This is a genomic window from Microcoleus sp. T3_D1 (genome assembly GCF_036700405.1).
Lineage (GTDB): Bacteria > Cyanobacteriota > Cyanobacteriia > Cyanobacteriales > Microcoleaceae > Microcoleus.
This window is the reverse complement of sequence record NZ_JAUBOV010000002.1, coordinates 55,734-81,258: the sequence shown is the minus strand read 5'-3', so window position 1 is coordinate 81,258 and position 25,525 is coordinate 55,734. Positions and strand designations below refer to the sequence as shown.

At 45.4% G+C, this 25,525-nt stretch carries 25 protein-coding genes; 7 read left to right on the top strand and 18 right to left on the bottom strand.

The genetic code is table 11. The annotated features are described in order from the left end of the window. The 3 genes from QT992_RS02145 to QT992_RS02135 all read right to left on the bottom strand — a co-directional run. Positions 1-1,776 (bottom strand): DUF4114 domain-containing protein (locus tag QT992_RS02145; protein ID WP_333376442.1); only part of this gene is annotated, 1,776 nt, incomplete at its 3' end. 586 nt (positions 1,777-2,362) lie between these two features. After that, complete coding sequence (locus QT992_RS02140) at positions 2,363-2,662, bottom strand: hypothetical protein (protein WP_333313228.1); 300 nt, start codon at positions 2,660-2,662, stop codon at positions 2,363-2,365. Beyond that, positions 2,637-3,857, bottom strand: coding sequence for a phytochelatin synthase family protein (locus QT992_RS02135; RefSeq protein WP_333376440.1), 1,221 nt, complete (start codon positions 3,855-3,857; stop codon positions 2,637-2,639). The genes QT992_RS02140 and QT992_RS02135 overlap by 26 nt, the downstream gene beginning before the upstream one ends. Positions 3,858-4,732: 875 nt before the next feature. On the opposite strand from QT992_RS02135, the gene exaC reads away from it, so the two are divergent. Together exaC and QT992_RS02125 are read left to right on the top strand one after the other, a co-directional pair. Further along, positions 4,733-6,253 carry an acetaldehyde dehydrogenase ExaC gene (gene exaC, locus QT992_RS02130; RefSeq protein WP_333376438.1) on the top strand — a complete coding sequence of 507 codons (1,521 nt, stop codon included), beginning with the start codon at positions 4,733-4,735 and terminating at the stop codon, positions 6,251-6,253. Positions 6,254-6,457: 204 nt separating this feature from the next. Next, positions 6,458-6,802 (top strand): DUF779 domain-containing protein, encoded by a 345-nt coding sequence (locus QT992_RS02125; RefSeq protein WP_333313225.1) that lies wholly within the window; start codon positions 6,458-6,460, stop codon positions 6,800-6,802. 530 nt (positions 6,803-7,332) lie between these two features. Here the strand turns inward: QT992_RS02125 and QT992_RS02120 are convergent. Continuing rightward, positions 7,333-7,884 (bottom strand): DUF2854 domain-containing protein, encoded by a 552-nt coding sequence (locus QT992_RS02120; protein ID WP_333335336.1) that lies wholly within the window; start codon positions 7,882-7,884, stop codon positions 7,333-7,335. 80 nt (positions 7,885-7,964) lie between these two features. On the opposite strand from QT992_RS02120, the gene QT992_RS02115 reads away from it, so the two are divergent. Together QT992_RS02115 and QT992_RS02110 are read left to right on the top strand one after the other, a co-directional pair. Then, entirely contained in the window at positions 7,965-8,465 is a 501-nt protein-coding gene (locus tag QT992_RS02115) for a hypothetical protein (RefSeq protein ID WP_333376436.1), read from the top strand. A gap of 202 nt (positions 8,466-8,667) precedes the next feature. Further along, on the top strand, positions 8,668-8,838 hold the full coding sequence (locus QT992_RS02110) for a hypothetical protein (RefSeq protein WP_333104150.1): 171 nt from the start codon (positions 8,668-8,670) through the stop codon (positions 8,836-8,838). 261 nt (positions 8,839-9,099) lie between these two features. Here the strand turns inward: QT992_RS02110 and ppk1 are convergent, their stop codons facing one another. Beyond that, positions 9,100-11,283 carry a polyphosphate kinase 1 gene (gene ppk1 / locus QT992_RS02105; RefSeq protein ID WP_333313222.1) on the bottom strand — a complete coding sequence of 728 codons (2,184 nt, stop codon included), beginning with the start codon at positions 11,281-11,283 and terminating at the stop codon, positions 9,100-9,102. Positions 11,284-11,529: 246 nt separating this feature from the next. Further along, positions 11,530-15,519 carry a HEAT repeat domain-containing protein gene (locus QT992_RS02100; RefSeq protein WP_333376434.1) on the bottom strand — a complete coding sequence of 1,330 codons (3,990 nt, stop codon included), beginning with the start codon at positions 15,517-15,519 and terminating at the stop codon, positions 11,530-11,532. Between the two features lie 307 nt (positions 15,520-15,826). On the opposite strand from QT992_RS02100, the gene QT992_RS02095 reads away from it, so the two are divergent. Next, a complete protein-coding gene (locus tag QT992_RS02095; protein WP_333335344.1) occupies positions 15,827-16,477 on the top strand; it encodes a retropepsin-like domain-containing protein in 651 nt (216 codons plus the stop codon). Positions 16,478-16,528: 51 nt separating this feature from the next. Here QT992_RS02095 and QT992_RS02090 read toward each other — a convergent pair whose 3' ends face one another. Then, positions 16,529-16,747, bottom strand: a complete 219-nt coding sequence (locus QT992_RS02090; protein ID WP_006632503.1) for a helix-turn-helix domain-containing protein — start codon at positions 16,745-16,747, stop codon at positions 16,529-16,531. A 298-nt stretch (positions 16,748-17,045) separates the two neighbouring features. Here QT992_RS02090 and QT992_RS02085 point away from each other — a divergent pair, with 298 nt between their 5' ends. Then, complete coding sequence (locus tag QT992_RS02085) at positions 17,046-17,516, top strand: hypothetical protein (RefSeq protein ID WP_333335347.1); 471 nt, start codon at positions 17,046-17,048, stop codon at positions 17,514-17,516. Between the two features lie 105 nt (positions 17,517-17,621). Here QT992_RS02085 and QT992_RS02080 read toward each other — a convergent pair whose 3' ends face one another. From QT992_RS02080 to QT992_RS02030, 11 genes are all read right to left on the bottom strand, one after another. Continuing rightward, positions 17,622-19,010, bottom strand: coding sequence for a UDP-glucose/GDP-mannose dehydrogenase family protein (locus QT992_RS02080; RefSeq protein ID WP_333313216.1), 1,389 nt, complete (start codon positions 19,008-19,010; stop codon positions 17,622-17,624). A gap of 223 nt (positions 19,011-19,233) precedes the next feature. Then, a complete protein-coding gene (locus QT992_RS02075; RefSeq protein WP_332984036.1) occupies positions 19,234-20,172 on the bottom strand; it encodes a UDP-glucuronic acid decarboxylase family protein in 939 nt (312 codons plus the stop codon). A gap of 400 nt (positions 20,173-20,572) precedes the next feature. Next, complete coding sequence (locus QT992_RS02070; RefSeq protein ID WP_333280537.1) at positions 20,573-20,758, bottom strand: hypothetical protein; 186 nt, start codon at positions 20,756-20,758, stop codon at positions 20,573-20,575. A 4-nt stretch (positions 20,759-20,762) separates the two neighbouring features. Continuing rightward, on the bottom strand, positions 20,763-21,326 hold the full coding sequence (locus QT992_RS02065; RefSeq protein ID WP_333313214.1) for a zeta toxin family protein: 564 nt from the start codon (positions 21,324-21,326) through the stop codon (positions 20,763-20,765). A gap of 79 nt (positions 21,327-21,405) precedes the next feature. Next, complete coding sequence (locus QT992_RS02060; protein WP_333335352.1) at positions 21,406-21,834, bottom strand: HNH endonuclease signature motif containing protein; 429 nt, start codon at positions 21,832-21,834, stop codon at positions 21,406-21,408. After that, on the bottom strand, positions 21,831-22,190 hold the full coding sequence (locus QT992_RS02055) for a hypothetical protein (protein WP_333199098.1): 360 nt from the start codon (positions 22,188-22,190) through the stop codon (positions 21,831-21,833). Before QT992_RS02055 ends, QT992_RS02060 begins: the two co-directional genes overlap by 4 nt. A 58-nt stretch (positions 22,191-22,248) precedes the next feature. After that, positions 22,249-22,431, bottom strand: coding sequence for a hypothetical protein (locus tag QT992_RS02050; RefSeq protein WP_333313212.1), 183 nt, complete (start codon positions 22,429-22,431; stop codon positions 22,249-22,251). Positions 22,432-22,443: 12 nt separating this feature from the next. Then, complete coding sequence (locus QT992_RS02045) at positions 22,444-22,746, bottom strand: type II toxin-antitoxin system RelE/ParE family toxin (protein WP_333223215.1); 303 nt, start codon at positions 22,744-22,746, stop codon at positions 22,444-22,446. A gap of 6 nt (positions 22,747-22,752) precedes the next feature. Further along, positions 22,753-23,010, bottom strand: coding sequence for a type II toxin-antitoxin system ParD family antitoxin (locus QT992_RS02040; RefSeq protein ID WP_333199092.1), 258 nt, complete (start codon positions 23,008-23,010; stop codon positions 22,753-22,755). A gap of 179 nt (positions 23,011-23,189) precedes the next feature. Further along, positions 23,190-23,318, bottom strand: coding sequence for a hypothetical protein (locus QT992_RS02035; RefSeq protein WP_333335355.1), 129 nt, complete (start codon positions 23,316-23,318; stop codon positions 23,190-23,192). 30 nt (positions 23,319-23,348) lie between these two features. Further along, a complete protein-coding gene (locus QT992_RS02030; protein ID WP_333313209.1) occupies positions 23,349-23,837 on the bottom strand; it encodes a helix-turn-helix domain-containing protein in 489 nt (162 codons plus the stop codon). Positions 23,838-24,371: 534 nt separating this feature from the next. On the opposite strand from QT992_RS02030, the gene QT992_RS02025 reads away from it, so the two are divergent. Beyond that, a partial coding sequence (locus QT992_RS02025; RefSeq protein ID WP_333376432.1) for a calcium-binding protein occupies positions 24,372-25,525 on the top strand: 1,154 nt, incomplete at its 3' end.

Sequence of the window (25,525 nt, the reverse complement as noted above, 5' to 3'; positions counted from 1 at the left end):
AATTGTCGGGTTTTTGGTTTCTACTGCGGGAGAATCTGTTTTTGGATCGGCAGAATTTGGATCTGAATTGGGAATTTCGGAAACAGTCGGATTTTTGGTTTCTACTGCGGGAGAATCTGTTTTTGGATCGGCAGAATTTGGATCTGAATTGGGAGTTTCGGAAATTGTCGGATTTTCAGTTTCTGTCGCTGAGGAGTTTTCCGTTTTTATCTCAGCAGGATTCGGATCGGAATTGTGATTTTCGGAAATTGTCGGATTTTCAGTTTCTGTCGCTGAGGAGTTTTCCGTTTTTATCTCAGCAGGATTCGGATCGGAATTGTGATTTTCGGAAATTGTCGGATTTTCAGTTTCTGTCGCTGAGGAGTTTTCCGTTTTTATCTCAGCAGGATTCGGATCTGAATTGGGAGTTTCGGAAACAGTCGGATTTTTGGTTTCGACTGCGGGAGAATCTGTTTTTGGATCGGCAGAATTCGGATCTGAATTGGGAGTTTCGGAAACAGTCGGATTTTTGGTTTCGACTGCGGGAGAATCTGTTTTTGGATCGGCAGAATTTGGATCTGAATTGGGAGTTTCGGAAACAGTCGGATTTTCAGTTTCTGTCGCAGAGGAGTTTTCCGTTTTTGGATCGGCAGGATTTGGATCTGAATTGGGATTTTCGGAAACAGTCGGATTTTTGGTTTCTGTCGCTGGAGAATTTTCTGGTTTTGTTTCAACAGGATTTGTTGCAGAAGTAGTATCTGCTTTTTTGTCTTCTAATTTAGTCTCAGTTTTTGGCGCAGCGTCACCTATCAATTCTTTGCCTTTTTCTGATGTACGCCAATCGGAGTTTTTGGCAATTACATCATCCATTGAAATGACTCTAGGGGTTGCGCCTTTGAGGGAAAATATGATATCATTGTAATCAGCATCGCTACCTTCTCCTATCCCCATATCTTCCATGACAAATATACTGCCACCATTCGCAACACTGGCTATTTGTCCCCGTTGAAAAGCATCGCTGGAATTAGCTGTCGCCATTGAGAATAAGGGCTTTTTGTCGCCGCCAATCCCTGGGTTGTCGTATACTTGCTGTATTGTGCCGTTGGGAACTAGGATGATGCCAAGTTCGTCTCCTGGTGTCATTGCGAAGGTTTTGATTCCTCGGTATTCTCCGATATTGAAGTTGTTTTCTCCCTCTAAACTAGAGAATGAAGCTGCTTCTGTACTGTCAGAAATGGCGATATAACCGAGTGAGGAGTTGCTCCCTGCGCGTCTGGCTGCTTCTAGTATGAATGCTTCGGAATCGGGAACAAATTCTTGCATTCCTGTGAGGCTGATAATTGCTAGTTCTCCTTGATACCAGCCTCCGTCTGATAGGTAATCGAACACAATTTTACCTGTTTCGTCTGCTTGGAAAATGCCGGAGTCGAAAGAAATGTTATTTTGAGTTGCTGGTTTGGCTGTATCGCCTGTTATTGGGTCGGTTTTAGTGGTGGATGTTTGCGGTTCTTGGGGGATTTGGTTGGTTGTTGGTGTGGGATTTTTGTTGAGGATGAAGGCGTCTGTGTCTGGTTGGGGAGAGTTTTCTGGGTTTTTGTCGAGGATTTGGTTGTTTGATGATGATAGTTCGATGCTGGAGTTTGTGGAGGATGTTTCGTTTGTTGTTAGGGGATTTTTCGGGGCGGAGGGGGAAGAATGATTGCTGGTATAATTTGCAAGTTGCAAGTCTTCTGCAATGTCTGGAATGATGGAATTATTAGCAGTTAGTTGGGGAGTAGATGCTTCGATTTGTAACATGATTTAAGTCCTTTGCTTGCAATAAAAGTGACCCAAAAATGCTGATTTTGAGGATGTTTGTTTATGAAATTTCGCAAGCAAAGCTAGTCCATGCCATGCTGGATTTTTGGGTTTTACCTTGCGCCCGCAATGTGTTATCTCGACAGGTGAAAACCTGCCAGCGAGGCTGACAAAAATTTGATGTGATGGCAATAAGTTGGTTTTTTTTATTGCTGTTGTTAACCGATAGATTTAAGAATATCAGTAACTTTTATCGCTCGCAAGTGCTTTTGGCCATCAGGAAGTAAACTTCATCGAAGCTTTAATCCACTTCCGTGTACTGAAGTGTCACGCTACGAGTTTTGAGATGAGTGAGGATTTGGGACTGGCGATCGCCCAACGGCTTGACTGTTTATTGTATAAAAAGTAACTTAATTTGTTCGCAAAATTACGAAAAAAACGATCGTGAAACTAAAGGGTGCGGAAAGTTGGCTTTAAAAAAGTGCGTGAAGCGGAGTTATCCTGCAGGAAATCGCTTTTTGATACCAAAGAGGTAATAAAATCCGATCGCACACCACAAATTAGATTTTTTGTCAAGCTAAACCAACTAACTGGAGATTTGCGCTCCTTGAGTGTCAAGCCCGATCGCCCTTACATCAGCCTTCACCCCAGATTCCATCCAAGCAGCCACCATTTCCCTCACAACCGCATCAGCATTAGTAGCATCCGTTAAAGCCAAAAGCGTCGGCCCGGCACCACTAATCACCATTCCAAAAGCCCCTGCCTTCAACGCAGCTTCTTGCACCGCTTCATATCCCTGAATCAGAGATTGTCGGTAAGGTTGGTGAATTTTGTCTTGGAGGGCGCAGCGCAGCCAGTTTTCATTCCCACTTTCCAAAGCCCGCACTAGGGATATTACACTGATGTCCCTTTGAATATAAAGTGTAAAACTCCTGGAGTGCGGACATTTGTTCTCTCAATCTAAATATCTCTATATCCAAGGGAGGGAGTAGTTTCTCAAGGTGACGAACCTCACTAAACCACAGTCGTAACTCGGGTTTGAGAGTTGCATAGAGCGTTTCGGGACAGGAGAGTAATATTGCTGTTATTATCTCTGCTACGAATGGCTGGTGCGGCCACTTCCCTACAACACACATTGCATCCGAGTCATCGCTTGACAAGCATTGGTGAACAATATCAAACAGTGAATTTAACTCAATAGCGGCCCGTAATTTCTCAAGTTTCTCTGCAGTCTCTGAGGAGGTATGCACCATAGTTGTGAATTCAACAGGCCAATGGTGCAGGATGGTACTGACAAATGAAGCAATTGAATCAGGTTGCTCTTTACTCAGAATATCGGGGAGTATTTCTGCAAAGTAAGTAGCCACACTACCCCACTGATGTAAATCACAAGCAACATGAAAAAAGGTTTCTGGCAACCTTTCACTCTTCTGCAATAAAATATAACCTCGACATTGATTAGTGACGGGATCGACAGGTTCAAATGCTTGCCATAACAAAGGCAGAGAAACCCAGTGAGGTGGATATTTGAAACGGGCAACATCCAGCAGAAGAACTAGATCCCGCTTTGGATGATAGCCACCAATTGGTGAAAAGTGACCATCACCCGTTTGTCCCAATACCTTTCGGCTGTAGGAAACAACTAGATGAATATCACCTGACGCCGCAGTCACTTTCTCAACTGCTTGCCGAAAGTTTTCCAAGCTGCTTTGGTGGTAACGATTAGGTTTTACAACAGCACCGTTGCAACGTGCTATACAGACAAACTCATCAAAGGTAATACCGTTTTCTTTAATGACTGAAAGAGGTAAACAACAGTCTAAAAATTCCTCTCCATACCATCTCCACACCCCTTTCCAAATGCGACCCGGATCGATGGATAAGGCATTAAGAACAACAACTAAACTACCCAATCCACAAAAAGCGGGTTCTGCTTGAGTATGAAACTGTTCCGCTAGAGCAAAATACCCTTCCATACCTCCCAATGCCAACGCTTCTCGAAATATTTGCTTTCCCTCTACGGAGGAAAAGGCAATAGCACAATCGGGGAGTGAACGACGATAAAACCCTTGAGCAGACATTGAGTGTTTTAACCCTTATTGCTTATGGTGCTAATAAATATTATGCAATATCGTCACCTTGATAATGATGAATGCACTTATTTACTATTTTTTTAGATTTTAGCAATAAAACGCTGCGATGGTTTGACTTTCGGGATGCAAATTTTAAAAACGTGATTATTTGCGAGGGACGGCTAGGCATCTAGCTGATGAAACAATTCGGAAATTTGCCACAGATTGAGCGTTATGCAGATCGGGCAAATCTCACATCTTGCACCCTTCTCAAGAACAGGCAAGATGCCTGTTCCACCAAGAGTGAAATTTATTGTGGAACAGGCATCTTGCCTGTTCATAAAAAGCTTATTGAGAATGGTGCAACATCTCATATCAATCAAACTTTTCTGAATAGCCTCACTCACGCGATGTTTTATAAGAGTCGGCTCAAGAGTTGTAATAGTTGCAATAAATCAAATTTACGCCGGTGATTTGGGTTGGCAATGATGTCAGGTCGATTTTCAGGGGATTTATATTGATGTTGCTGATAACACTAGGGAAATTACCAAATACCTTAAAGCGCCCCTTTTTGCTCCCTTGTTGGCTGGCATAACCCGCCATTTTGTCAAAAATTACTATCAGCTATCTGCTAATTTTATAGCCGCACAAAGGAGAGGTGCGTCACAGTTAATTTATCGTGTTTACCGTTGGTGGGGGCGGGTTTTTGAGATGGTTTGTTTTAGCCTCAGATTGTTGGTGAACCCGCCCCTACAGGGACTGCAAAAAATTGGAAAAATGTAAAATTTTGTATATGAACTGACCGAAGTTGCGGAAAATAGAGGATAGTTGAGGTTCAAGAGATTTCAAGCCTCCGCGAAAACAAATTTTAATCAGGTAATAAAATGGTAGTAGCAGCACCAGTTCAATCCGGCAGTCAGTCGATTTTTCAAACTCGCTACGACAACTTTATCGGCGGTAAGTGGGTGCCACCGGTGAAAGGGAAATACTCGGAAAACCTGTCTCCAATTACAGGAAAATCAATTTGTCAAGTTCCCCGATCGACCGCCGAGGATGTAGAATTGGCACTAGATGCCGCCCACGCTGCGAAAGACAAGTGGGGTAAGACTTCCCCAGCCGATAGGGCGCGGGTTTTACACAAAATTGCCGATCGCATCGAAGAAAACCTCGATCGCCTCGCCATCGCCGAAACCTGGGACAACGGTAAACCAATTCGCGAAACCCGCCTCGCAGACATACCACTGGCGATCGACCATTTCCGCTACTTCGCAAGCTGCATCCGAACTCAAGAAGGATCGATCGGCGAACTCGACGGAACCACCGTCGCCTACCACTTCCACGAACCCCTAGGCGTCATCGGACAAATCATCCCCTGGAACTTCCCGATATTAATGGCCGCTTGGAAACTCGCCCCAGCCCTCGCCGCCGGCAACTGCGTCGTGCTCAAACCAGCAGGCCCCACCCCCGCCTCAATCTTGGTACTGATGGAAATCATCGCCGACTTAGTACCAGACGGCGTAATCAACGTGATTAACGGGCCCGGCGCCGAAATCGGCAAAACCCTAGCCACCAGTCCCCGGATTGCCAAAGTCGCCTTCACCGGCGAAACCACCACCGGCAGGCTAATCATGCAATACGCCTCCCAAAACGTCATCCCCGTCACCCTAGAATTAGGTGGCAAATCCCCCAACATTTTCTTTGAAGATGTCTGCGCCCAAGATGATGAATTCCTCGACAAAGCAGTCGAAGGATTAGTCATGTTTGCGTTCAATCAAGGCGAAGTGTGCACCTGTCCCTCCCGCGCCTTAATTCAGGAGTCAATCTACGATCGATTCATGGAAAGGGCGATCGATCGCATCCGCCAAATCAAACAAGACAACCCCTTAGATCCGACAACCGCCCTCGGCGCGCAAGTCTCCATCAACCAGATGGAAAAAATCGCCGAATACGTCAAAATCGGTCACGCCGAAGGCGCAGAATGTCTAATTGGAGGTGAAAGAAACATCTTATCCGGGGACTTGCAAGACGGCTATTATTTCCAGCCAACAGTCTTCAAAGGAAACAACAAAATGCGAATTTTCCAAGAAGAAATCTTCGGCCCAGTATTAGCAGTCACCACCTTCAAAGACGAAGCCGAAGCATTAGAAATTGCCAACGATACCCTCTACGGTTTAGGTGCAGGAGTTTGGACTCGCGACATCAACACCGCCTACCGCATGGGCCGCGCCGTTCAAGCAGGCCGCGTGTGGACAAACTGCTATCACCTATATCCAGCCCACGCAGCATTCGGCGGCTACAAATCATCTGGAATAGGCCGCGAAAATCACAAAATGATGTTAGATCACTACCAGCAAACCAAGAATTTGTTGGTCAGCTACAGCCCGAAAGCTTTAGGTTTTTTCTAAATTCTTCACTCATTGGTTTGTAGTGAGGACTAAAGTCCTTCAACTATTAAATTCGGTCAGGAACAGGCAAGATGCCTGTTCCACAAAGAGTGAATTTTCTGCTTGTGGGGTGGGCGTCCCGCCCGCCCAAAAATACAATTTAGATGCCCGAAAGCTTACTACAAACTCATAATAATAACTAGAAATTGTTCTAAACAGACTGCAATGGAAACTGCCAAAGTCACCGCAACAGAAGCCGCTTTAAAATTAATCAATCATCTCAAAACTCAACACGGAGAATTGATGTTTCACCAATCCGGCGGCTGCTGCGACGGTAGTTCCCCCATGTGCTTTCCCGATGGCGAATTGATAATCGGTGATGGTGACGTATTACTCGGCGAAATAGGCGGTTGTCCGTTTTATATTGCAGCGCAGCAATACAAATATTGGCAGCACACGCAGTTAATTATAGACGTGGCATCGGGACCCGGAGGCAGCGATTTTTCCCTGGAAGGGCCGGATGGAGAACGTTTTATTACTCGTTCTCGCTTGTTTGCTAAGGCTGATTAACTCTGTTTATCCTTAACTTGCCTCCAGTTTCTCTAAAAACATTAATTTGCTTAAGTCTGAAACCCGGTTTCTTTCAGGGGAGCGAAAAAACCTATTTTATTTAAGTTTTTATCTAAGTTTCTCGCGTGGGCTAACGATGACCAATTTTATGACGAGGGCAAAGGCATCTTATTTTTATAAGAGTTGCTGGACAAAGGTTTCAGCCATTATTTGAGTTTGGTTGCCAAAAATTAAACCCTTGTTGAATCAGCAAAATTGCCAGATAAGCTCCTGATGTTCCTGCGCCGATAATACCTATCCTACTCTGGGACGAAACCTTTTGTGCTTCTCCAGATTTAAGATTGCCGATCGCTTCTAAACTACTATTTTAATTAAGGAAAATCTAATTTGCGCGATCGCTCAATTGCGGATTGAGATTTTGTTGATAGCGACAGGTTTCACGCTGCCGCTAAAATCAGTATCTGAGCCGATGCAGGATTAATTATTAATTGGCGATTTCTAAATTTCTGCACTCAAAACTTCAGAATACTTTAAGCTTGAGTATTTTTAATTAGAGCCAAGTCAATTTTGTCACCAGCCTTTTGAGTCACTTGTGCGCGCAAACCCGGCCCAAAAAAAGTAGCTATTTTGTCTTGCTTTTCTTCCCATAAGTCGATCGGCAGTAGTGGCGAATAAAACTCTAAAATTAACCCATAAGCACCGTCAACATCAACTTCCCGTAACCCTTGCAGGAGAGGCCGTTCCTCGTCTGTCGGGGCCAGGCCCAAGCGCTCCAAAGCATCATCTAAGTGCGCGGGTTGGCCGTAGCGAAATCGAGTGATATCTTTGCGGACTTGGTTTTGAGTATCTGTGGCCTGACTTTCTCGCAGGAGGAGAACTTCAGCAGAGGTTGGTTCGGTGAACTCCACGGGTTCGAGTTCGGCCGCTTTCAGGGCCAAACCTCCCAGCAACAGCGGAATTCCATAAAAAAACCCGGCTAGGTTCAGGGTAGGTCTGTCTGTGAAGTAGGCTCCGAACCCGACTGCTGCTATAATACCGCCAACAACTAAGGCTAGGTTTGCTAAAGAAATTTTGCGTAACATATTAGTGAGGTAAGTAGTCCGACAGAAATAATATACTTTAATTATTATCTGTCAAAAAGTCTTGAATAAATTTAGTTTTTTTGCCAAAAGACGTGCAAAAACTGCTAGCATCTATGAGCGCGGGAGCGGTGTGCATCCACAGTCTTGTCTCTAGCTTCAGAAGCTTATCCAGCCGGACTCGCCCGGGCGCGCCATCGGTAAATATCCGTGTTAATAGCGTGGCTTTGGTTCCAGAAGGCAATCGAGATCGGCAGTATCATCAAAGTATACAGAGTTGCGATCGCGATCGACACTCTTGCCCTTTCAACCATTTTTCGGACATGATTAAAGACGAAGACAAACAAACTGCTGGAGCAAACAAGGCAGTTCTGGAGCAGATTAACTCGCTCAAGCGCGAAGATGAAAGGCTTTATAATATCTTAGCGATCGATGTCTGGGCCCTAGCCAAGACGATGGATGAATATCAACCGGGATTTTGGGCTGCTTTTATGAAAAACCGGGAGAAAGCCCTGAAGCGATTTTTAGCTGGAATGATGAAAAATAAACCCGCAGATACCAAACGTCCGCCTTTTTTGCGCTAAAATGTGGCTGGAGTTTGGCTGAGGTTTTGATGTACCATCAAACTATCACACAGACTCAAAAACCCTGAGCAGGTTCATCACTTCCCATATATAAACAGTGAAGGATTTGCCCAAAAAGGTATGTCGGTGAATTAAGAATCTCCGTCTGTTCGCAGAGGGGAATGTCAAATATTTTTGTTAATACTAGCAAAGGCAAAAAACAATGGATGCACAGACAATCAAAGAGCGCGTAGCACAGATCGAAGTCAAGCGGGAATCCCTCGTGCGGCTGTTAGATCGATCGGACTTGGGAGCCATGAGAATAGATGTGAGTCAGGCGATCGAAGAAATTGACGATCTATTAGAAGAATTCAAGCGTACTTTTAACAGTTAAGTAGTTATTAGTCATTAGTCAGTAGTCATTAGTCATTAGTCATTAGTCATTAGTTGTCATTAGTTGTCGCGCATTTAATTTCGATAATTATGTTAGTAAAAATCTTGTGGGGTGGGCCGGAGAGCCCGCCCACAAAGTAAAAATTAAATGCAGTACAGCTTAATAGCTAACAAGAACCGACCACTGCTAACTGCAAATTTGACAACTGACAACTGACCACTGACAACTAATGACTACTGACTACTGACTAATGACTAATAACTAATTCAAAACCATATCCATCAAAATTTGCTGAGAGCTCACCTCCGGGCAATTAGCAGGCGGCCGCCGTTGAGAGTAGTGTCCCGAGGGCTGCAAATCCCAAGCTTGGCGGTTGTCAGCCAGCATTACTCCCAAAATTTCTTGCAATTCCTTGGCAATTGTCGGGTCTTCCACGTGAACTATGGCCTCAACCCGTCTTGTGAGATTGCGCTGCATCCAATCAGCAGAACCAATATACACCTCTTCGTCGCCACCGTTGAAAAAATAAAACATCCGAGAATGCTCTAAAAAGCGACCGATAATACTGATAACTCGGATATTTTCGCTAACACCCTCAACGCCGGGACGCAAACAGCAAATCCCCCGAATAATCAAATCAATTTTAACTCCCGCTTGCGAAGCTTCGTACAAAGCAACAATGATTTGAGGGTCAACTAAAGCATTCATTTTAGCGACAATGCGGCCACAGCTACCGATGCCGCCTTCGGCCTGCAAGCGGCAGAATTCTGCCTCGCGGCGGATTAAAGCTAAAAATCGATCGCGCATATTGACCGGTGCCACCAATAATTTGCGATAAGATACCTGCCGCGAATAACCAGTCAAATAATTAAACAAATCCGTCAAATCCGATCCCAAATCCTCGCGACAACTCAACAAACCCACATCGGTATAGAGTCCGGCTGTTTTGGGATTGTAATTGCCAGTGCCGATGTGGACGTAGCGGCGGATGTAATCGTCCTCGCGACGCACTACCATCACAATTTTGGTGTGGGTTTTGAGTCCCACCAAACCGTAAACTACGTGGACTCCAGCTTGTTCTAACTTGCGAGCCCAATTAATATTATTTTCTTCGTCAAACCTAGCTTTGAGCTCTACTAAAACGGCTACCTGCTTGCCGTTTTCCGCTGCTTGAATTAAGGCGCTGACGATCGGCGAATCACCCGAAGTGCGGTATAAAGTCATCTTAATCGCTAACACGGAGCGATCGTGCGCCGCCTCAGTAATAAACCGCTGTACCGTCGCCGCAAACGAGTGATAGGGATGGTGCAGCATCAAATCCCCCTGCCGGATGGCGGTGAAAATATCCTCACCCTCTTCAGCATCCAACATCAATTTGCCTAAAATCATGGGTGATTCCGAGTTCCGCAAACGGGGCGGCACAACCGGAGTCCAAGGCGGGTCTTTCAGTTCCGGCACCGGCAGCCCCACAAAAGACATCAAATCCTTGAGGCCTAGCAGCCCCTCTACGACGTAAACATCTTGCTCACTGAGATCCAGCTCCTCCATCAGCATATCTCGCAGCGCAGGGGGCATAATCGCTTGAATTTCCATCCGTACCGCAGAACCTCCAAACCGGCGCTTGCGGAGTTCCTGTTCTATTGCCAGCAGCAAATCCTCTGCCTCATCTTCCTCCACCGTCAAATCGGAATTGCGAGTAATGCGGAACGGGTGATATTCCTGAATGTCCATCCCCGGAAACAAAGCTTCTAAATTGTGGGCAATCACCTGTTCTAGGGGCACGCCAGTCCAAACAGGAGATTTGCCCCTCTGCTGCCACTGCAAATCCCCCGGTAGCGGCACAAACCTCGGCAAAACCTGCGGGACTTTGACGCGGGCAAACAATTCTTCGCGCGTGTCGGGGTCTCTGACTACTACTGCTAAATTGAGGCTGAGATTGGAAAGGTAGGGGAATGGGTGGCTGGGGTCAACTGCTAGGGGAGTGAGTACGGGAAATACTTGTTCTTTGAAGTAGCGGTGCAAGTAATTGCGCTGTTCTTGATTGAGGTCAATGTAGTCGAGAATGTAGATTTCGCTTGCTGCTAGTTTCGGCCGCAGGGTTTGCTCAAAATACGAGTGCTGCTGAGTAACCATCGGCAAAAGCCGCTTGTTCAGGGCATCTAGCTGTTGTTGGGGCGTGCGGCCGTCGGAGGTCAATTTGCTGACTTTTGCGTGTACTTGTTGTTTGAGGGCGCCCACGCGCACCATAAAATATTCGTCTAGGTTGGAGCTAAAAATAGCTAGAAATTTGAGTCTTTCTAGGAGGGGCGTGCGGGGGTCGAGGGCTTCGTGGAGCACGCGGTTGTTGAATTCTAGCCAACTTTGTTCTCGGTTGAAGTAGTATTGAGGATCGCTGAGGTTGATTTCAGTGTAGGTTTTGGCTGGGGTCTTTTTTGGCTTGGGCATGGTTTGGGGGAGTCTTTGGGAGGCTCGGTGATGGCATCTCTAGAAATAGTATTGTAGGTTAAAGGATTGGTTCGCATCTGCTTTTGGTCGATCGCACGTTTTTGTGATTCCTGTAGGGAAACGGCATTGCCGTGTCCGGCCCCTGGATCTGGGACTTATCCCCTCGCCCCAATCCAATTCTGTACCGCATTCGGCAAGTCCTCTTGATTTCGCGGAAAACCTGTTAACGGCAATTCCAGCGGTGGGTTAAGCGTGCCATGCTTGATAAAATTCTGGGTAAGTCATATTTTCGGCACACTCCCAGATGACTTCGTGACATCTTTCATTCCGACCAAAATTATTTTTGTAGATTTCGGAAGTTAGGCATTTTTTTAAACCTGAAACTGCGGTAGCGAAATGTTTACCTTTCATAATTTTCAGTAAGCTATCTGCCGGGTCAAAAATAGAATATTCAGGGTGATAATTAGGAATCAACTCTATTAAAGTCGCGATCGCAACTGGGTGATATTTCTCTATTTTCCCTAAGCTAGATGCCGCTCGACACCGGGTATCTGCATCACGTGAATTGCGGATGAAATCGACTAAAGTGGCGATCGCAACTGGGTTATTTTTGTCTATTTCACCCAAATATTCTGCCGCTTGAAGCCTGGTCAGTTCATCACCTGAAGTGCGGATTAACTCGATGAAAGCGGCGATCGCAACTGGGTTATTTTTGCCTATTCTTTTTAATTTATTTCCCAATTCCCACAGATGATAGGCATTCTGAGAAGTGCCAAGCAACTCGACTAAAGTGGAGATCGCAACTTGGTTATTGTTATCTATTTCCCCTAAGCTAGATACCGCTTCAAGCCGGGTATATTCACCTTGAGAAGTACCGAGAAACTCGACTAAAGCGGAGATTGCCTCTGGGTTATTTTTGCCTATTGCCCCTAAGCTTTTTATTGCTTGACACCGGGTACTTTCAGCACCGGAATTGCGGATTAACTCGACTAAAGCGGCGATCGCAACTGGGTTATCTTTACCTATTTTACCTAAGCTATCTGCCGCTGACCACCGGGTCCTTTCATTGGAATTGCGGCTTAACTCGACTAAAGCGCTGATTGCAACTGGGTTATCTTTATCTATTTTCCCTAAGCATTCTGCCGCTCGCCACCGGGTAACTTGATTACGTGAAGTGCGGATTAACTCGACTAAAGCGGAGATCGCAACTGGGTTATTTTTGCCGATTCTTGCTAATTTTTCTGCTGCTTGATAACGAGTATCTTTAGGACGGTAGTTGCGGATTGACTCCAATAAAGTTTCGATCGCTACCGGGTTATCTTTGTCTATCCTACCTAAAATTTCTGCCGCTCGCTCTTGGGTAACTTTATGCTCTGAAGTGCGAATTAACTCGACTAAAGCGGCGATCGCAACTGGATTATTTTTCCCTATTTTCACTAAGCTATATGCCAATATTATACAAGTAGGTACGTTGTACCGACAGTAATGCGGGTAGAAATGGTTATGATCTGAAGTGCGGATTAGTTCTACTAAAGCTGCAATCGCTTCTGGGCTATCTTTGCCTATTTTTCCCAAGCTATATGCCACTTGCTTCCCGGTCTTTTTCTCAACTGACTTGCGGAGTAACTCGACTAAAGTGGCGATCGCAACTGGGTTATTTTTTTCTATTTTTCCTAAGCTCTCTGCCGCTACACACCGAGTATGTTCATCCTGAGAAGTACCGATTAACTCGACTAAAGCGGAGATAGTTTCTGGGTGATATTTGCCTATTTTCCCTAAGCTTTTTGTCGCTCGCCTCCGGGTATATTCATCACCTGAATTGCGGATTAACTCGACTAAAGCGGAACCCGCCTTTTCCCGATCCGTCTCTTTCAGAACTTCCCTTGCTCTATCGACAATTGGATCGAGAAATGTCCGCCAATCCTGTTTTTGGTTATTAAAATAACCAAATCCCCAAATAACAATCTGCGACACAATCTCATCAGCAAGACTACAATCTTTAAACTCAGCAATCCCCGCAGCCGCTAGAAAATATGCACGATATCCATAAAATTTATCCCACCTAACCTTAAACTTAACCAACGCCTTAATAAACGCTTCTTTCTCCTCCTTCCCTACTTCCTCCCGCCCCAACCACAGCAAAATAACCTCTTTCCACTGCTTCTCAAAAATCCGGTACACCCCATCCCTCGTAGGGGCGGTGCCCCCGTGCCCGCCCTCCGGGGGAATATGATTCAAGAAAAAGTGCCAATCCTCAACCGCCAACGCCGCAAAATATTCCTGAAACGTCGGATGGTAAAAAGCATAAATCCCCTCCGCCGTCTCCGCATCCCTCGCGACTAAATTCAGCCAACCCAAACGACAAGCTAACTCAAACTGCGATGCACCCATCACCCGATATCCCACACTTTCTCGCAACTGAAACCGATCCGTTTCATTTAACATCCCTGAAAGTGCCAATTTCCCCAAAGCCGCATTCAATTCCTGCTGCTGAATCCAATTCAGGCGCGGTTTTTTCCACTGATACAAAGTAGTCACAAACCGCTGATAAAGCTTCGCCTTAGTATCCGGCAAATCCCCATCCAAGGATTGCCAAGTGCCGCACAGCAGCGAACATCTCAGGGGGTTTTTCACTAAATCTCGGATTCGCTCTTTTCCCGATGCTGCTAATGCTTCGCGTAGCTGTTGAGAAAGATCCCCCCCAGCCCCCCTTAATAAGGGGGGAGTAAGAGTTTCCCCTTCTTGTTTCCCGCCCCCGTCTTCTCTTGTCCCCCCCCTTCTTAAGGGGGGGGTAGGGGGGGATCGAAACCATTTATCGATAAACATTTCTACTTGTTCGGGATAGGAAAATTCCAGAGTGCGATAAGTATCAAAAGTATCCAACGCAGAGCCGATCGCATCCCAAACATTCTGCCGACAACTTAGCACAATTCGCGCCTTTTGAATGCAGCCGCCGGTTCTAATTTGCCGCTGAATTTCCGCCAAAGGATTTTCATCTCCTACAGCCATCTCATCCGCCCCATCCAACACCAACCAAACGCGCTCAGCATTAAACTGTGCTAAAAAATCATCCTTAATTTCCGCAGTCGCCTCAGCCTTCCCAATTCTCTTAATAGCCGCCAACAGCCAATTATCAAATAAATACGGTTCTAATTCCTTCCCCTGCAAATCCGCCAAGGATACCCAAATTACAATCGCCTCGGAAATTTCAGCCGCTACCCAATTCGCAATCTGCCGCAACAGCGTTGTTTTTCCCGCCCCCGATTCCCCAATAATTCCTAACCGCTTGCCATTGCTTTTCGGGCTACTTCCTTGCTGGATTAATTGCTCAAGAAACTCGCTGTGTTCAAACCCTTGAGTAATTTGTTTTTTCCGGTAAAAGTTTAAACCTTCCTCAGCCGCAACATCCTCGCGTCGCTGAGTCACTTTCTGCCGTTCCACCAATCCCAGCGGCACATAAACATCATCTATTTCATGGTTGCCAAAAGTTAGCTGATTGCTAGTAAGCCGCTGCTGTTCTTTCTCCTCTAATATCTGCTGGCAAATAGCTTGCCAGTCAATCGGCACGTATGCAAGGCTGCTCTTTTCAACTATCTCCTCAAGCCAAGCGTGCATCTCTTGGGTTGTGCTATCAATCCGCGTTAAACTCTGCCCCGTAAAAATCTGAAAAACTTTCTCATTTTCCTTGATTTCCTGAGCAAAGTATGCAGATACTAAGGCAAATAATTCTTGCTCTAACTTAGTCTTGTAGGGTGCGACATGGCAATTTTCTAGGGCGACTTCCAGCAATTTTTGCTTAACTGCTTCAACCTGATTCTGCTTTAACTCATCTGGGGAAGTCAGCAGCAATTCTATCTCATCTAACCCTGCAATGGGAATGCCAAAGGGGACTGTTTCTTTATCAACTTGCTCTAAATCTAATTTGAGCTTTTCGAGCTTTCGTTTCAACCAATCAAAATCCCTGCGCCTGTCTTGCAGCGAATAGGCAAAACTCTCTCGGTTAGCCGCATTTTTCGGCTCGATTTCCTGTTTGCATTCTGAGGCGATTTGTTGCTGAGCTTTCAGGAAAGATGTTTTCAGCGCTTTTTCTAAATCGTGATTGACAATTTTTCCGTTTCGTGATAGCTTTTTTATCCCCGTCAAACAAGCGCGATTCAGTGCATCGTTGACTTGAGTGCCCAGAATGCCTTGCCAAGCGACTGTGAAAAGCAAGCCCAAGGTAATTGGATCTGACATTTGACGGTTCTCCTGATGCGCTGCTGCAAGGGGTTAGTTTGATTATAGACCAATACTGCTAAGTGCGAAGGTTGTCCGAAGAGAGGAACGAAGCGATCGCAGAGACTATGACACTTCTGAATTGATTTGTACCTGAACCGATTACTTTGGCTCTCTTGCCCTTTTTCGCCCGCATACCTCATGTGACGGAGAAAGACTATATAACTCTTCCATTTTTTGCATAAATCCGCTCTGCGATCGCACAACCAGATTCCAAATGCTATAATTAATTATCCTAAATTGTATAATCATAATAATCCCCAAATTTATGACTAATACACCCTCGAAAGAACAAAGTCGCGAGATGCTAAAGTGGCTCAACCGCAATCGACTGGATTTATTAGATTTCTATCGCAATCAATATGTTGCTTACAACGCCGATCGATTAATCGCTCACAGTGAAAATTTGCGGGAAATTTTGGATTTAGCTCAAGCTTCTGGAGAGCTTTATGCAATTTATTTGGTTCCCCGTTCCACTGCTTCTATTCAAATTTTATCTATTCGCTTTCGGACAGTTTCTCGCCATAATTGGCAGCCCAACTATCATGTTAAAATGAAGCATAGAGATGTAGAAATTTCTACAACTATGTTAGTAGATTCCGGCGCTGAACTGAGTTTAATTTCCTTTAAACTTGGTCAAGACTTAGGATTTGCTTTAGCTGATGCAGAATCTTCGTTATTGGCAGAAACTGTAGGCGGAAGAGTTGAGTATGTAATCCGCAATGTTGAAATGACTATTGACGGACACGGTTTTATTGCTCCCGTCGCCTGGTTGCAAACCAATACAGGTGGAGAACAATTGCTTTTAGGCCGAGAAGTCGTGTTCGATCGCTTCAACATTGAATTTAGGCAAGCTGAAGAACAAGTCTTATTTACTTGGCGGGAAGACTTCTGGTCACAAACGCCTATTGGTCAATAATCTACACCAAAAGGTCGAGCGCAAAAACAAAACTCGATCGCCAAACAGCACCTACTTTTCGAGGATTACCACGAAATCCTCAATCATCACATCAAAGGTGCGAGCCAGCTTGTGGACTGCTGCAAAGTCAACCATTGCCATCCCCTGAGAACGGGCATAATTGCTAATCGTACTGTAGCCCACGCCCGATCGCTCCGCAACTTCCTTGAGCGTCCATCCCTTCTCGGCAGCCAACTCTCGAACCCGCAATCTGACTAAGCCTTTGCTCATATTCACTATTTACAAAATTTTGGATTTAGTATAATATATCAAAAAGCGATCGCCCCGGTCATTCGATTTTAGATTTTAGATTTTAGATTTTAGATTAACTCTAAAGATGAATCTGGGAGCTTGAACGTTGGTCGAAAATTTTGCGCCTCTCATGGCAGAAGTCGCGGATTGTCTCCGTTTTGCGGCGGAGTCAACGAAACTAAAGACGAGCGCCAGTTAAAATTAATCCCGACAGATAATTTCTGTCGATCGCACTTAGCAGAGATAGATTTAGCTACCACAACCAGATGCAACTCCAATGATATCAGAGAATCAGTTAAGATCGTCAGCGATCGGCGAATCAAAAATTATTCACAAATCGTCGATCGTCAATCCGCGATCGAGATTTGTCACCGAAGAAACAGTAGCACTCCTGTTCAACATATCACCGGAACAGATATACCGGATCGAATGCTGCCACAACGTGGTGTACGTTCATGCCAAAGGCCTGAGTCGATTTGTCAGCTACGCCGATTTCCCCCCTATCTTAGAAGTAAAACGGCCCTGTGCTCAAGATTTTGTCGCCTGGTACAAACGCTGGAAACGGACACAAGCACCCGAATTTTGGACTAAATTCTATACGTACAACTTCAAAGCGGCTGTTTCAGTTGACAGCTTGCTTGAGTGGGGTAAATTAGTAGCTACAGTTAAATCGGTAATTTCTGCCTCAGCGCTGCAACAGCTACGAGATGTTTACGCTCAAGAAAAAGCATTGATGGAGAATTTTTAAAGCAGGTGGAGGGGGTAAACCCGCAATTGTTGGCCACCAGCAAGATAAATGTAAGGTGCGCTTCGGCGCACCCTACGAAATTGAGATTCTACTCAAAACTCTTCTTTACCTTCCAATCCCCACATATTGGAAACCAGCCGCTTCTAAAGCCTTCTTGTCTAAGAAATTGCGGCCATCAATCATCACCGCATGATCCATCAACTTCGCCATTTTCTCGTAATCTAAATTGCGGAACTGTTCCCAGTCAGTCACCAACACCAAAGCATCGCAACCGTCTGCCAACCTTTCCGGGTCAGTTTCTACCAAAACTCCCGACAAACCGTGACGCATCCCAGTTTGAGAAACAATCGGATCGTAAGCTTTAACTTTCGCTCCCAACCGATTCAAACTCTCGATTAAAATCAGCGCTGGAGCATCCCGCAAATCGTCAGTATCCGGCTTGAAAGTCAAACCCAAAAGTCCGATAGTTTTACCTTTGAGAATCTTCAAAACGTGCTGCAACTTTTCAATAGCAATGAAACGCTGGCGTTGGTTAACTTCCACTGCCGCTTTCAGCAAATGCGCCTCGTAACCGTAATCGTCAGCAGTGTGAACTAAAGCCGAGACATCTTTGGGGAAACAAGAACCGCCCCAACCAATGCCAGCTTGCAGAAACTTGTTGCCAATCCGTGAATCTAAACCGATACCTCGGGACACTTGAGTAACATCTGCACCGACGCGATCGCAAATATTAGCAACTTCATTAATAAAGCTAATCTTCGTAGCCAAAAAAGCATTAGCTGCGTACTTAATCATCTCCGCTGAACTGATATCAGTCATCACCACAGGAACTTCCGGCAAAGACGGATTTTCTGCGAACTTGCGATCGACAATCGGCCGGTATAACTGTAGCATCATATCCATAGCCCGCCGAGAATTGCTGCCGAGAACAATGCGATCGGGATTAAAAGTATCGAAAACAGCACAGCCCTCCCGCAAAAACTCCGGGTTGCTAACCACATCAAATTGAACACCTTTGTTTGCTGCTACTTCCTCACCAGTAACCTCGTCACCGCTGTGAGGTTTTTGACGTTCTGCTAAACCGTCTAGTACAATTCTTCGCACCCAGTCCCCGGAACCGATGGGCACTGTAGATTTGTTTACGATTACTTTGTAATCGCCGTCGAGGTGAGCTCCAATTCCACGAGCAACCGCTTCCACGTAGCGAGTATCGCTTTCCCCAGTAGGCAAAGGAGGCGTCCCCACGGCAATAAACAAAATATCCCCGTGAGACACTCCTGCTGCTAAATCCGAAGTAAATTCTAGATTGCCAGACGCAGATGCAGAGGACATTAATTCAGACAGTCCGGGTTCAAAAATAGGCGACTGTCCAGACTTCATTAATTTAACTTTTTCTTCGTTGTTGTCTACGCAAATCACGTGGTGGCCGATGTGGGCCAAACAAGTGCCGGTGACTAAGCCAACATATCCTGTACCGATGACACAAACCTGCATACAAATGTCCTCAAAGTTGGTAAATAAATCAGATGGGATGTTGAAAGAAGAAGGAAGAACGGAGAAGGCTTTAGTTATCTAGGAGAGAAGGAAAAAACAGCTTGTAGGGGTAGTGCTACCCCTACTCCCCGTGCATACCCCTAGCGAGGGCAACCACGGGGGGTTTGCCCCTACCAATCTCTGGGGCAACCACGGGGGGTTTGCCCCTACAAATCCTCACTCTCTACTTTTGGTTTCCCTCGATGCGATCGCGAAAATCCTTTATAGTCAACTCTAAACCTCGATCCAGCGGCACAGTTGGCTCCCACCCCAACCAAGTTTTAGCACGAGTAATATCCGGTTGTCGCTGTTTTGGATCGTCTTCCGGCAGCGGTTTAAAGATAATTTCTGCCCCTGGATTAATCGTGTTTTGAATTTTTTGTGCCAGTTCCAATATAGTGTATTCGCCGGGATTCCCCAAATTCATCGGCCCGATTTTGTCGCTATTCATCAAACGAATAAATCCTTCCACCAAATCAGAAACGTAGCAGAAACTCCGCGTTTGGGAACCGTCGCCGTATACTGTCAGCGGTTGATTCCGCAAAGCTTGAGCAATAAAATTGCTGACTACTCTGCCGTCATTTTCCAACATCCGCGGGCCATAGGTATTGAAGATTCGCACAACTCGAATGTCTACACCATTTTGACGGTGGTAATCAAAAGATAGGGTTTCAGCTACTCGCTTCCCTTCGTCGTAACACGATCTGATCCCGATACAATTAACGTTGCCGCGATAATCTTCTGTTTGTGGATGTACGTCAGGATCTCCGTACACTTCGGAAGTGGAAGCCAGAAAGAATCTTGCTTTTACCCGTTTAGCCAATCCCAACATATTCATCGTACCGATGACGTTTGTTTTAATTGTCTTGACAGGGTTGTACTGATAGTGTATTGGGGAAGCGGGACAAGCCAGATGGTAAATCTGATCTACCTCTAACCGAATCGGTTCGGTGATGTCGTGGCGGATCAGCTCAAAATACGGGTTGTCTAGCCATTTGAGGATATTGCGTTTAGTACCGGTGTAAAAATTATCTAGGCAGACTACCTCATGTCCTTGGGCCATTAAGCGATCGATTAGGTGGGAACCGAGGAAACCCGCGCCGCCTGTGACTAAAATTCTCATTGTGGAAACTGCCGTTCTGTTTAGGGGTAGGACTGGAGTACAAAAATTCAGTCGCTCGAATGAAACTTACTAATAGAATAACAAAATTGCGATCGCCAATGTAAACACTTCTGCGTCTCTTTCATCAAATCTTTAATTAACTTAGCATTTGCCAATACTTTGAACAAAGTGCTATAATTCGCAAATGTGGGTAGCAATTTTTATTTAACTTTTAATATTTCCGCAAAAATACTGTTGACAATAATTCTGTTTTGAGTTAAGGATTATTGGTTGTTTGTTATGCGCTAGCTTCTGTGTTTAGTTATGTAAGGGTTTACGCATAAATACCCAAAAAACCGGGTTGTTCGCGACTGTTAAAGCGTCAATGAAGTATTTCCGTAAACAACCCGATTTCTCAAGGCTAAAAAGCAGTATCGCTGTCTGCTCTGGGTGGAATCTCAGCAGCAGTTAAAGTCACGATTTTTCCGTCACGCCAGATTCTAATCGATTGTCCTAGTCTGCGGTGTTTTTCAATTGCTTCGGCGATGGCTGCTTTGACACCTGCGTCAATGCGATCGGATAACTTGACAAGTCTTTTTTCAGTCATTTTACTAATTTATAATGCGATTCCAAGTTTCACGGTCAGAGATTAGGGTTTCCCCTTCCGCACTTCCTTCAGCAATTAGTCGGATAGTATCTCTAGAATTATCATAGACTATCCAGCTATCGCACAATGGTAAGTATAATGAAGTTAAGTTTCTGCGTCCGCGATCGTATCGCCTGCGGATGACATCTTCCGGAATAGAATGTCCACCACTTTCCACCCGTTGTTGCACCCGTTCAATTGCCATTTCTGGGGATTGCAGCCAGAAGTAAATCAGGTTGATTGTGTAGCCTTTGGTTTTACAGTTGCTCAAGAATCGAGCAAAGTTACGAGCTGCTAAAGTTGTCTCGAAAGCGAAATCAGTGCCAGAGTCTGATAAAGTCCGCAGTCTTTGTATCATTAAGCGTCCTGCGAGGATGGCGACTGACTCTGGATTGAATTGGGACATCCCGGCGGCGATCGCATCTGCATTGACATATTCAAAACATTCTAAAAAATCAGGTAACAATCTCAGGGAAACTGTCGTTTTGCCTGAACCATTAGGGCCGCCAATAATGTAAATATTTGGCATAATTGCGTTTCAACTTTTACTCATAGTCTTCTAGATCAAATTCAATATAGAGGTTATGGTGTGGCTTGAACACGATCGCTTAATTGGGTTTTGTTAACGATCGAATTTTGATCGATAGCTTACGTTCGGTCAGACATTCTGCACGATTAACCTGCAATAAACGCACAGTGACTCGACCGATCGCAGTTAGAGGTTCGATTGTACCACTTTCAGTTTGAAGTTGAAAATGGTCTTCCCAGCTATCTTTTCGAGGGTTGTAAAGTCGAACCACTTCATCTGTTTCTGGATCGATCGAGGCAATGTCGCTGCCTTTATTTTTGTTACAAATTGAGCAAGACAAAGCCAGATTATTTTCTACTGTTTCGCCACTGTGTTTCTCTGCAATGATATGGTCTATTTGATGAGACGAGAGGGCGAGTGTTTCTGGGATTAAACAATATTCGCAGTATCCGTTGGCGCGATCGCATACCATTCGTCGCAGACTAGCTGAAACGTAGGTTTTACTCATGCAGCCTCGCTCAGTTTCAGCAGGGCTTGCGCTTTGGCAATGCGTACTAAATGTTCGACAAATTCGTATTGCTGCCACAAACGCTGCTCCATCGGCGTGAGTCCTTCTGTGCGATTTTTCTCTAATAAAGTATCGATTTCAGCTTGAAGATCGTCGGATAAACGCAGGGCTAATATTTCTTGTGGCGAGGGTAAACTTGCTATAAATTCTAATATCTTCGTTAGCCCCGAAAATCCGCTTGAAGGATTGGCTTCGACTTCCCTCAATCCCAGCATCAAAATCTGTGGTAACTCATCTTTGAGAGTATCTAGCCGCAGTGCTAGTTCGTCGGGAATTTGAAGGGTAATTGTTGCCATTTTTTTACTCACTGACGCTCTCATTGAATGGTAGCACAATAGACGACGGGAATTATAATTATATAGGGTCGTTATTGGATAGCGGTGGAATCTCAGCAGCAGTTATAGTCACGATTTTACCATCACGCCAGATACTAATTGATTGTCCTAGTCTGCAGTGTTTTTCATATGCTTCGGCAATTGCTACTTTCACACCTGCGTCAATTTTTTCATATAACTTACAGAGTTCTTCTTCAGTCATTTGATTCCTAACCTATGCTCCATTCTCTTCAAAAAAAGCTTCTAAATCCCGATCGCCTCTGATAATTCTCATAATTTCAATTCCATCGTTCGCGATGCGGTAAAAGATAATGTAGTTTTGCACAGGAATACCGCGCAAGTAGGGGCGAAGTTGACTATAAGTGCGTCCCATCAGAGGAAATTGTGTCAAGTAGCGGCATTTTTTAGTGAATTCATCGATGAATCGTTCGCCTGCTTCAACGTTGCGTGCGACGAAATAGTCTGCGATTTCGTCAAGGTCGCGAATCGCTTCAGGTGAGATGATATATTGGCTCATCAGGGATTATACCGATCGAGCTTTGTGAAATTTGGCTCTAATTTGAGCGATCGCCGTTTCACCATCCACTCCTTCACCGCGATCGAGTTGTGTGGCGGCGATGTCGATTTTGGCGCAAACTTCTTCTACCCAGCGATTGTATCGATCGCGTTTTTCCAGCAGCCGTAGCGCGTCAGCAATGATTTCGGTAACGTTGGTATAGCGCCCGCTAGCGAGTTGGGCTTGGATGAGTTGTTCTTGTTCGGGGGTGAGGGTGATACTCATAGGTAAAGATCGGCTGGCTATTGTTTTATTGCAGTTCGGGGGGATTGCACGTTTGTCTCTATTCTATTCTAATCTATGACTGATGCGTTACATTGCACTAGCAATACCTACTACTATTTATCGATCGCAATCGCTAGTTCGTCGCGAATTTGAATGGTAATTCTTGCTATTGTTTTTAGTCACTGATGCTCCGATCGAATCATAGCACAATAGAAGCGCGATCGCCCTTTTGTGAGAAATGCAGTGTGCGATCGCCGCGCGCGATCGGGTAAAGGTGCGATCGCGCTTCCAGATTTTAGTCGCTTCACCCTACCAATCTGTTGATTTGTGGCAAAATTTTAGTTACCGTTGTTATCGTTGATGTCTAGATTTTGTATTGAGAGTTCTGAATCTGGTGAAGTAGGTATTTGCAGCTTGAAAACAATTACTATTTGATTTTTCTCAATACTTATATTACTTATATTAACTACACTATTTTCCGGTAATAAATCTTTGGTTTGGAATTTAGCAGACGACTGAGTTTTATATCCAGCATCCTCAAGCCATTCCGCAATATTTCTCCAATTTTCTATCTTTTCAACGCCTTTACCCAGAAAGGCTTTAACGTATTTATAAATAGTGGCACACAGGTCAGTTTCAACACCCTTGGGATTCTTTTTCAGCTTTTCGGCGATTTCAGCGGGACTGTAGCCACAAAGCAACCCCCGCAGATGCAGCTTTTCTACGGGGGTGAGGGGCTTTCCCTTAACGGCGGCCAAGTCCGAGTACAGAGTTTTTAAGTCCCAGCGGCTTTCGGCTTCGACGAAGCGATCGTTTGTGGATGCCATAGATGGGTGTCTCTAAATTTCCTGATGGAATTCTAACATAACTCCTGATGAGTGTCAGTTTATTGCCAGACTCCGCTAGCGTATGATAAGTGAATGCTAAAGCGCAAGTAATGAAATTTAAAAGTCAAAACCTTTGTGGGAGGGCTTTTTAGCCGTCACTGACTACAGTTAGCGACCCGACAGGGGAGTAAGGCTGAACTTTGGTAAGTTTCTCGCTTTGACTCTAGTTTCGGCCACTGCCAGTAATTTTTTTAATTTATTTTCTGGGATTTTGCATAATTTTCTGGATTTGCCCCTGATAAATAAATGGGAGGCTGCAATGCGCCTTCTGCAGACTGAGTTCTTTGTGAGTGCGATCGCGACGAAAGCTTTGCTATGCAAGAGTTTTGCTTACATAGCAAATCCCTGACTTCGCATACATTTAGGGTGATCGCAGGATCTAAAAATACAGGCTAGCAAGTCATTTTTTCAGAAATGGAGAAAGACTTGTAGCTCGAATAGGGATAAATCTAGTATTCACACTGAGATTGCAACATGAACATTAATGGAACGTTGGCTGACGATACTCTCAATGGCACGCCCGATGCAGATTTAATATTTGGACAACAAGGCTCTGACTTAGTGTTTGGCAGTGATGGAGACGACTTAATCTACGGGAAGCAAGGAGATGACAAGCTATACGGTAATGAAGGTAATGATACCGTCTACGGTGGCAAAGGTAACGATACAGTTTACGGAGGCAAAGGTGACGATCGGCTATTTGCTAATGCTGGAGATAACTTGATATACGGCAACGAAGGCGAGGATACAGTTGATGGCGGAATAGATAACGATACAGTTTACGGTGGTAAAGGCAATGACAGCTTGTTTGGCAACTTGGGGAATGACATTCTCTATGGAGATCAGGGAGCAGATACCTTAACTGGGGGGAATGGTAACGACACTTTTTTTATTGGTAAAAATACTGGGGGTACTGAGCTTTCGGATGCCGATTTGATTGTTGATTATACAGAGGGTGAGGATGTAATTCAGTTAAGGAACGATGTTGCCTTTGATGACCTCAAGATTTATGTGGGCACAGGGGTTAATGCTGGCTACACGATTATTCAGGATGACTTAACAGGGCAATATTTGGCAGTTTTGGAGGGTGACGCCAGATTGACTATTGCTGATTCTAGCAAGATTGTGAGTCTGACACCTGCGCCTTTGCCGACTCCGACGCCTGTGACGACTCCCACGCCTGCACCGACACCTGCACCGACACCTGCACCGACACCTGCGCTGACTCCGACGCCTGCGCCTGTGACGACTCAGACGCCGGCGCCGACACCTGTGACGACTCCGACACCGGAGCCGAAGCCTTCAATCACCCCAAGTGCAACGACTCCGACGCCTGTGACGACACCTGTGACGACACCTGTGACGACGCCTGTGACGACTCCGACACCTGTGACGACTCCGACGCCTGTGACGACGCCAACACCTGTGACGACTCCGACGCCTGCGCCGACACCTGTGACGACTCCGACACCTGTCACAACGCCGACACCTGTGACGACTCCGACACCTGCGCCGACACCTGTCACAACGCCGACACCTGTCACAACGCCGACACCTGTGACGACTCCGACGCCTGCGCCGACACCTGTGACGACTCCGACACCTGTCACAACGCCGACACCTGTGAC

Excerpts from the sequence above, each read along its gene's own strand:
- QT992_RS02085 (WP_333335347.1), top strand. The coding sequence starts at position 17,046 with ATGATATCAGAGAATCAGTTAAGATCGTCAGCGATCGGCGAATCAAAA.
- QT992_RS02045 (WP_333223215.1), bottom strand. The coding sequence starts at position 22,746 with ATGAGCCAATATATCATCTCACCTGAAGCGATTCGCGACCTTGACGAA.
- QT992_RS02125 (WP_333313225.1), top strand. The coding sequence starts at position 6,458 with ATGGAAACTGCCAAAGTCACCGCAACAGAAGCCGCTTTAAAATTAATC.
- QT992_RS02075 (WP_332984036.1), bottom strand. The coding sequence starts at position 20,172 with ATGAGAATTTTAGTCACAGGCGGCGCGGGTTTCCTCGGTTCCCACCTA.
- QT992_RS02070 (WP_333280537.1), bottom strand. The coding sequence starts at position 20,758 with ATGACTGAAAAAAGACTTGTCAAGTTATCCGATCGCATTGACGCAGGT.
- QT992_RS02120 (WP_333335336.1), bottom strand. The coding sequence starts at position 7,884 with ATGTTACGCAAAATTTCTTTAGCAAACCTAGCCTTAGTTGTTGGCGGT.
- QT992_RS02090 (WP_006632503.1), bottom strand. The coding sequence starts at position 16,747 with ATGAGCAAAGGCTTAGTCAGATTGCGGGTTCGAGAGTTGGCTGCCGAG.
- QT992_RS02060 (WP_333335352.1), bottom strand. The coding sequence starts at position 21,834 with ATGAGTAAAACCTACGTTTCAGCTAGTCTGCGACGAATGGTATGCGAT.
- QT992_RS02030 (WP_333313209.1), bottom strand. The coding sequence starts at position 23,837 with ATGGCATCCACAAACGATCGCTTCGTCGAAGCCGAAAGCCGCTGGGAC.
- QT992_RS02135 (WP_333376440.1), bottom strand. The coding sequence starts at position 3,857 with ATGTCTGCTCAAGGGTTTTATCGTCGTTCACTCCCCGATTGTGCTATT.
- QT992_RS02100 (WP_333376434.1), bottom strand. The coding sequence starts at position 15,519 with ATGTCAGATCCAATTACCTTGGGCTTGCTTTTCACAGTCGCTTGGCAA.
- exaC (WP_333376438.1), top strand. The coding sequence starts at position 4,733 with ATGGTAGTAGCAGCACCAGTTCAATCCGGCAGTCAGTCGATTTTTCAA.
- QT992_RS02080 (WP_333313216.1), bottom strand. The coding sequence starts at position 19,010 with ATGCAGGTTTGTGTCATCGGTACAGGATATGTTGGCTTAGTCACCGGC.
- QT992_RS02065 (WP_333313214.1), bottom strand. The coding sequence starts at position 21,326 with ATGCCAAATATTTACATTATTGGCGGCCCTAATGGTTCAGGCAAAACG.
- QT992_RS02055 (WP_333199098.1), bottom strand. The coding sequence starts at position 22,190 with ATGGCAACAATTACCCTTCAAATTCCCGACGAACTAGCACTGCGGCTA.
- QT992_RS02050 (WP_333313212.1), bottom strand. The coding sequence starts at position 22,431 with ATGACTGAAGAAGAACTCTGTAAGTTATATGAAAAAATTGACGCAGGT.
- QT992_RS02095 (WP_333335344.1), top strand. The coding sequence starts at position 15,827 with ATGACTAATACACCCTCGAAAGAACAAAGTCGCGAGATGCTAAAGTGG.
- QT992_RS02040 (WP_333199092.1), bottom strand. The coding sequence starts at position 23,010 with ATGAGTATCACCCTCACCCCCGAACAAGAACAACTCATCCAAGCCCAA.
- ppk1 (WP_333313222.1), bottom strand. The coding sequence starts at position 11,283 with ATGCCCAAGCCAAAAAAGACCCCAGCCAAAACCTACACTGAAATCAAC.
- QT992_RS02110 (WP_333104150.1), top strand. The coding sequence starts at position 8,668 with ATGGATGCACAGACAATCAAAGAGCGCGTAGCACAGATCGAAGTCAAG.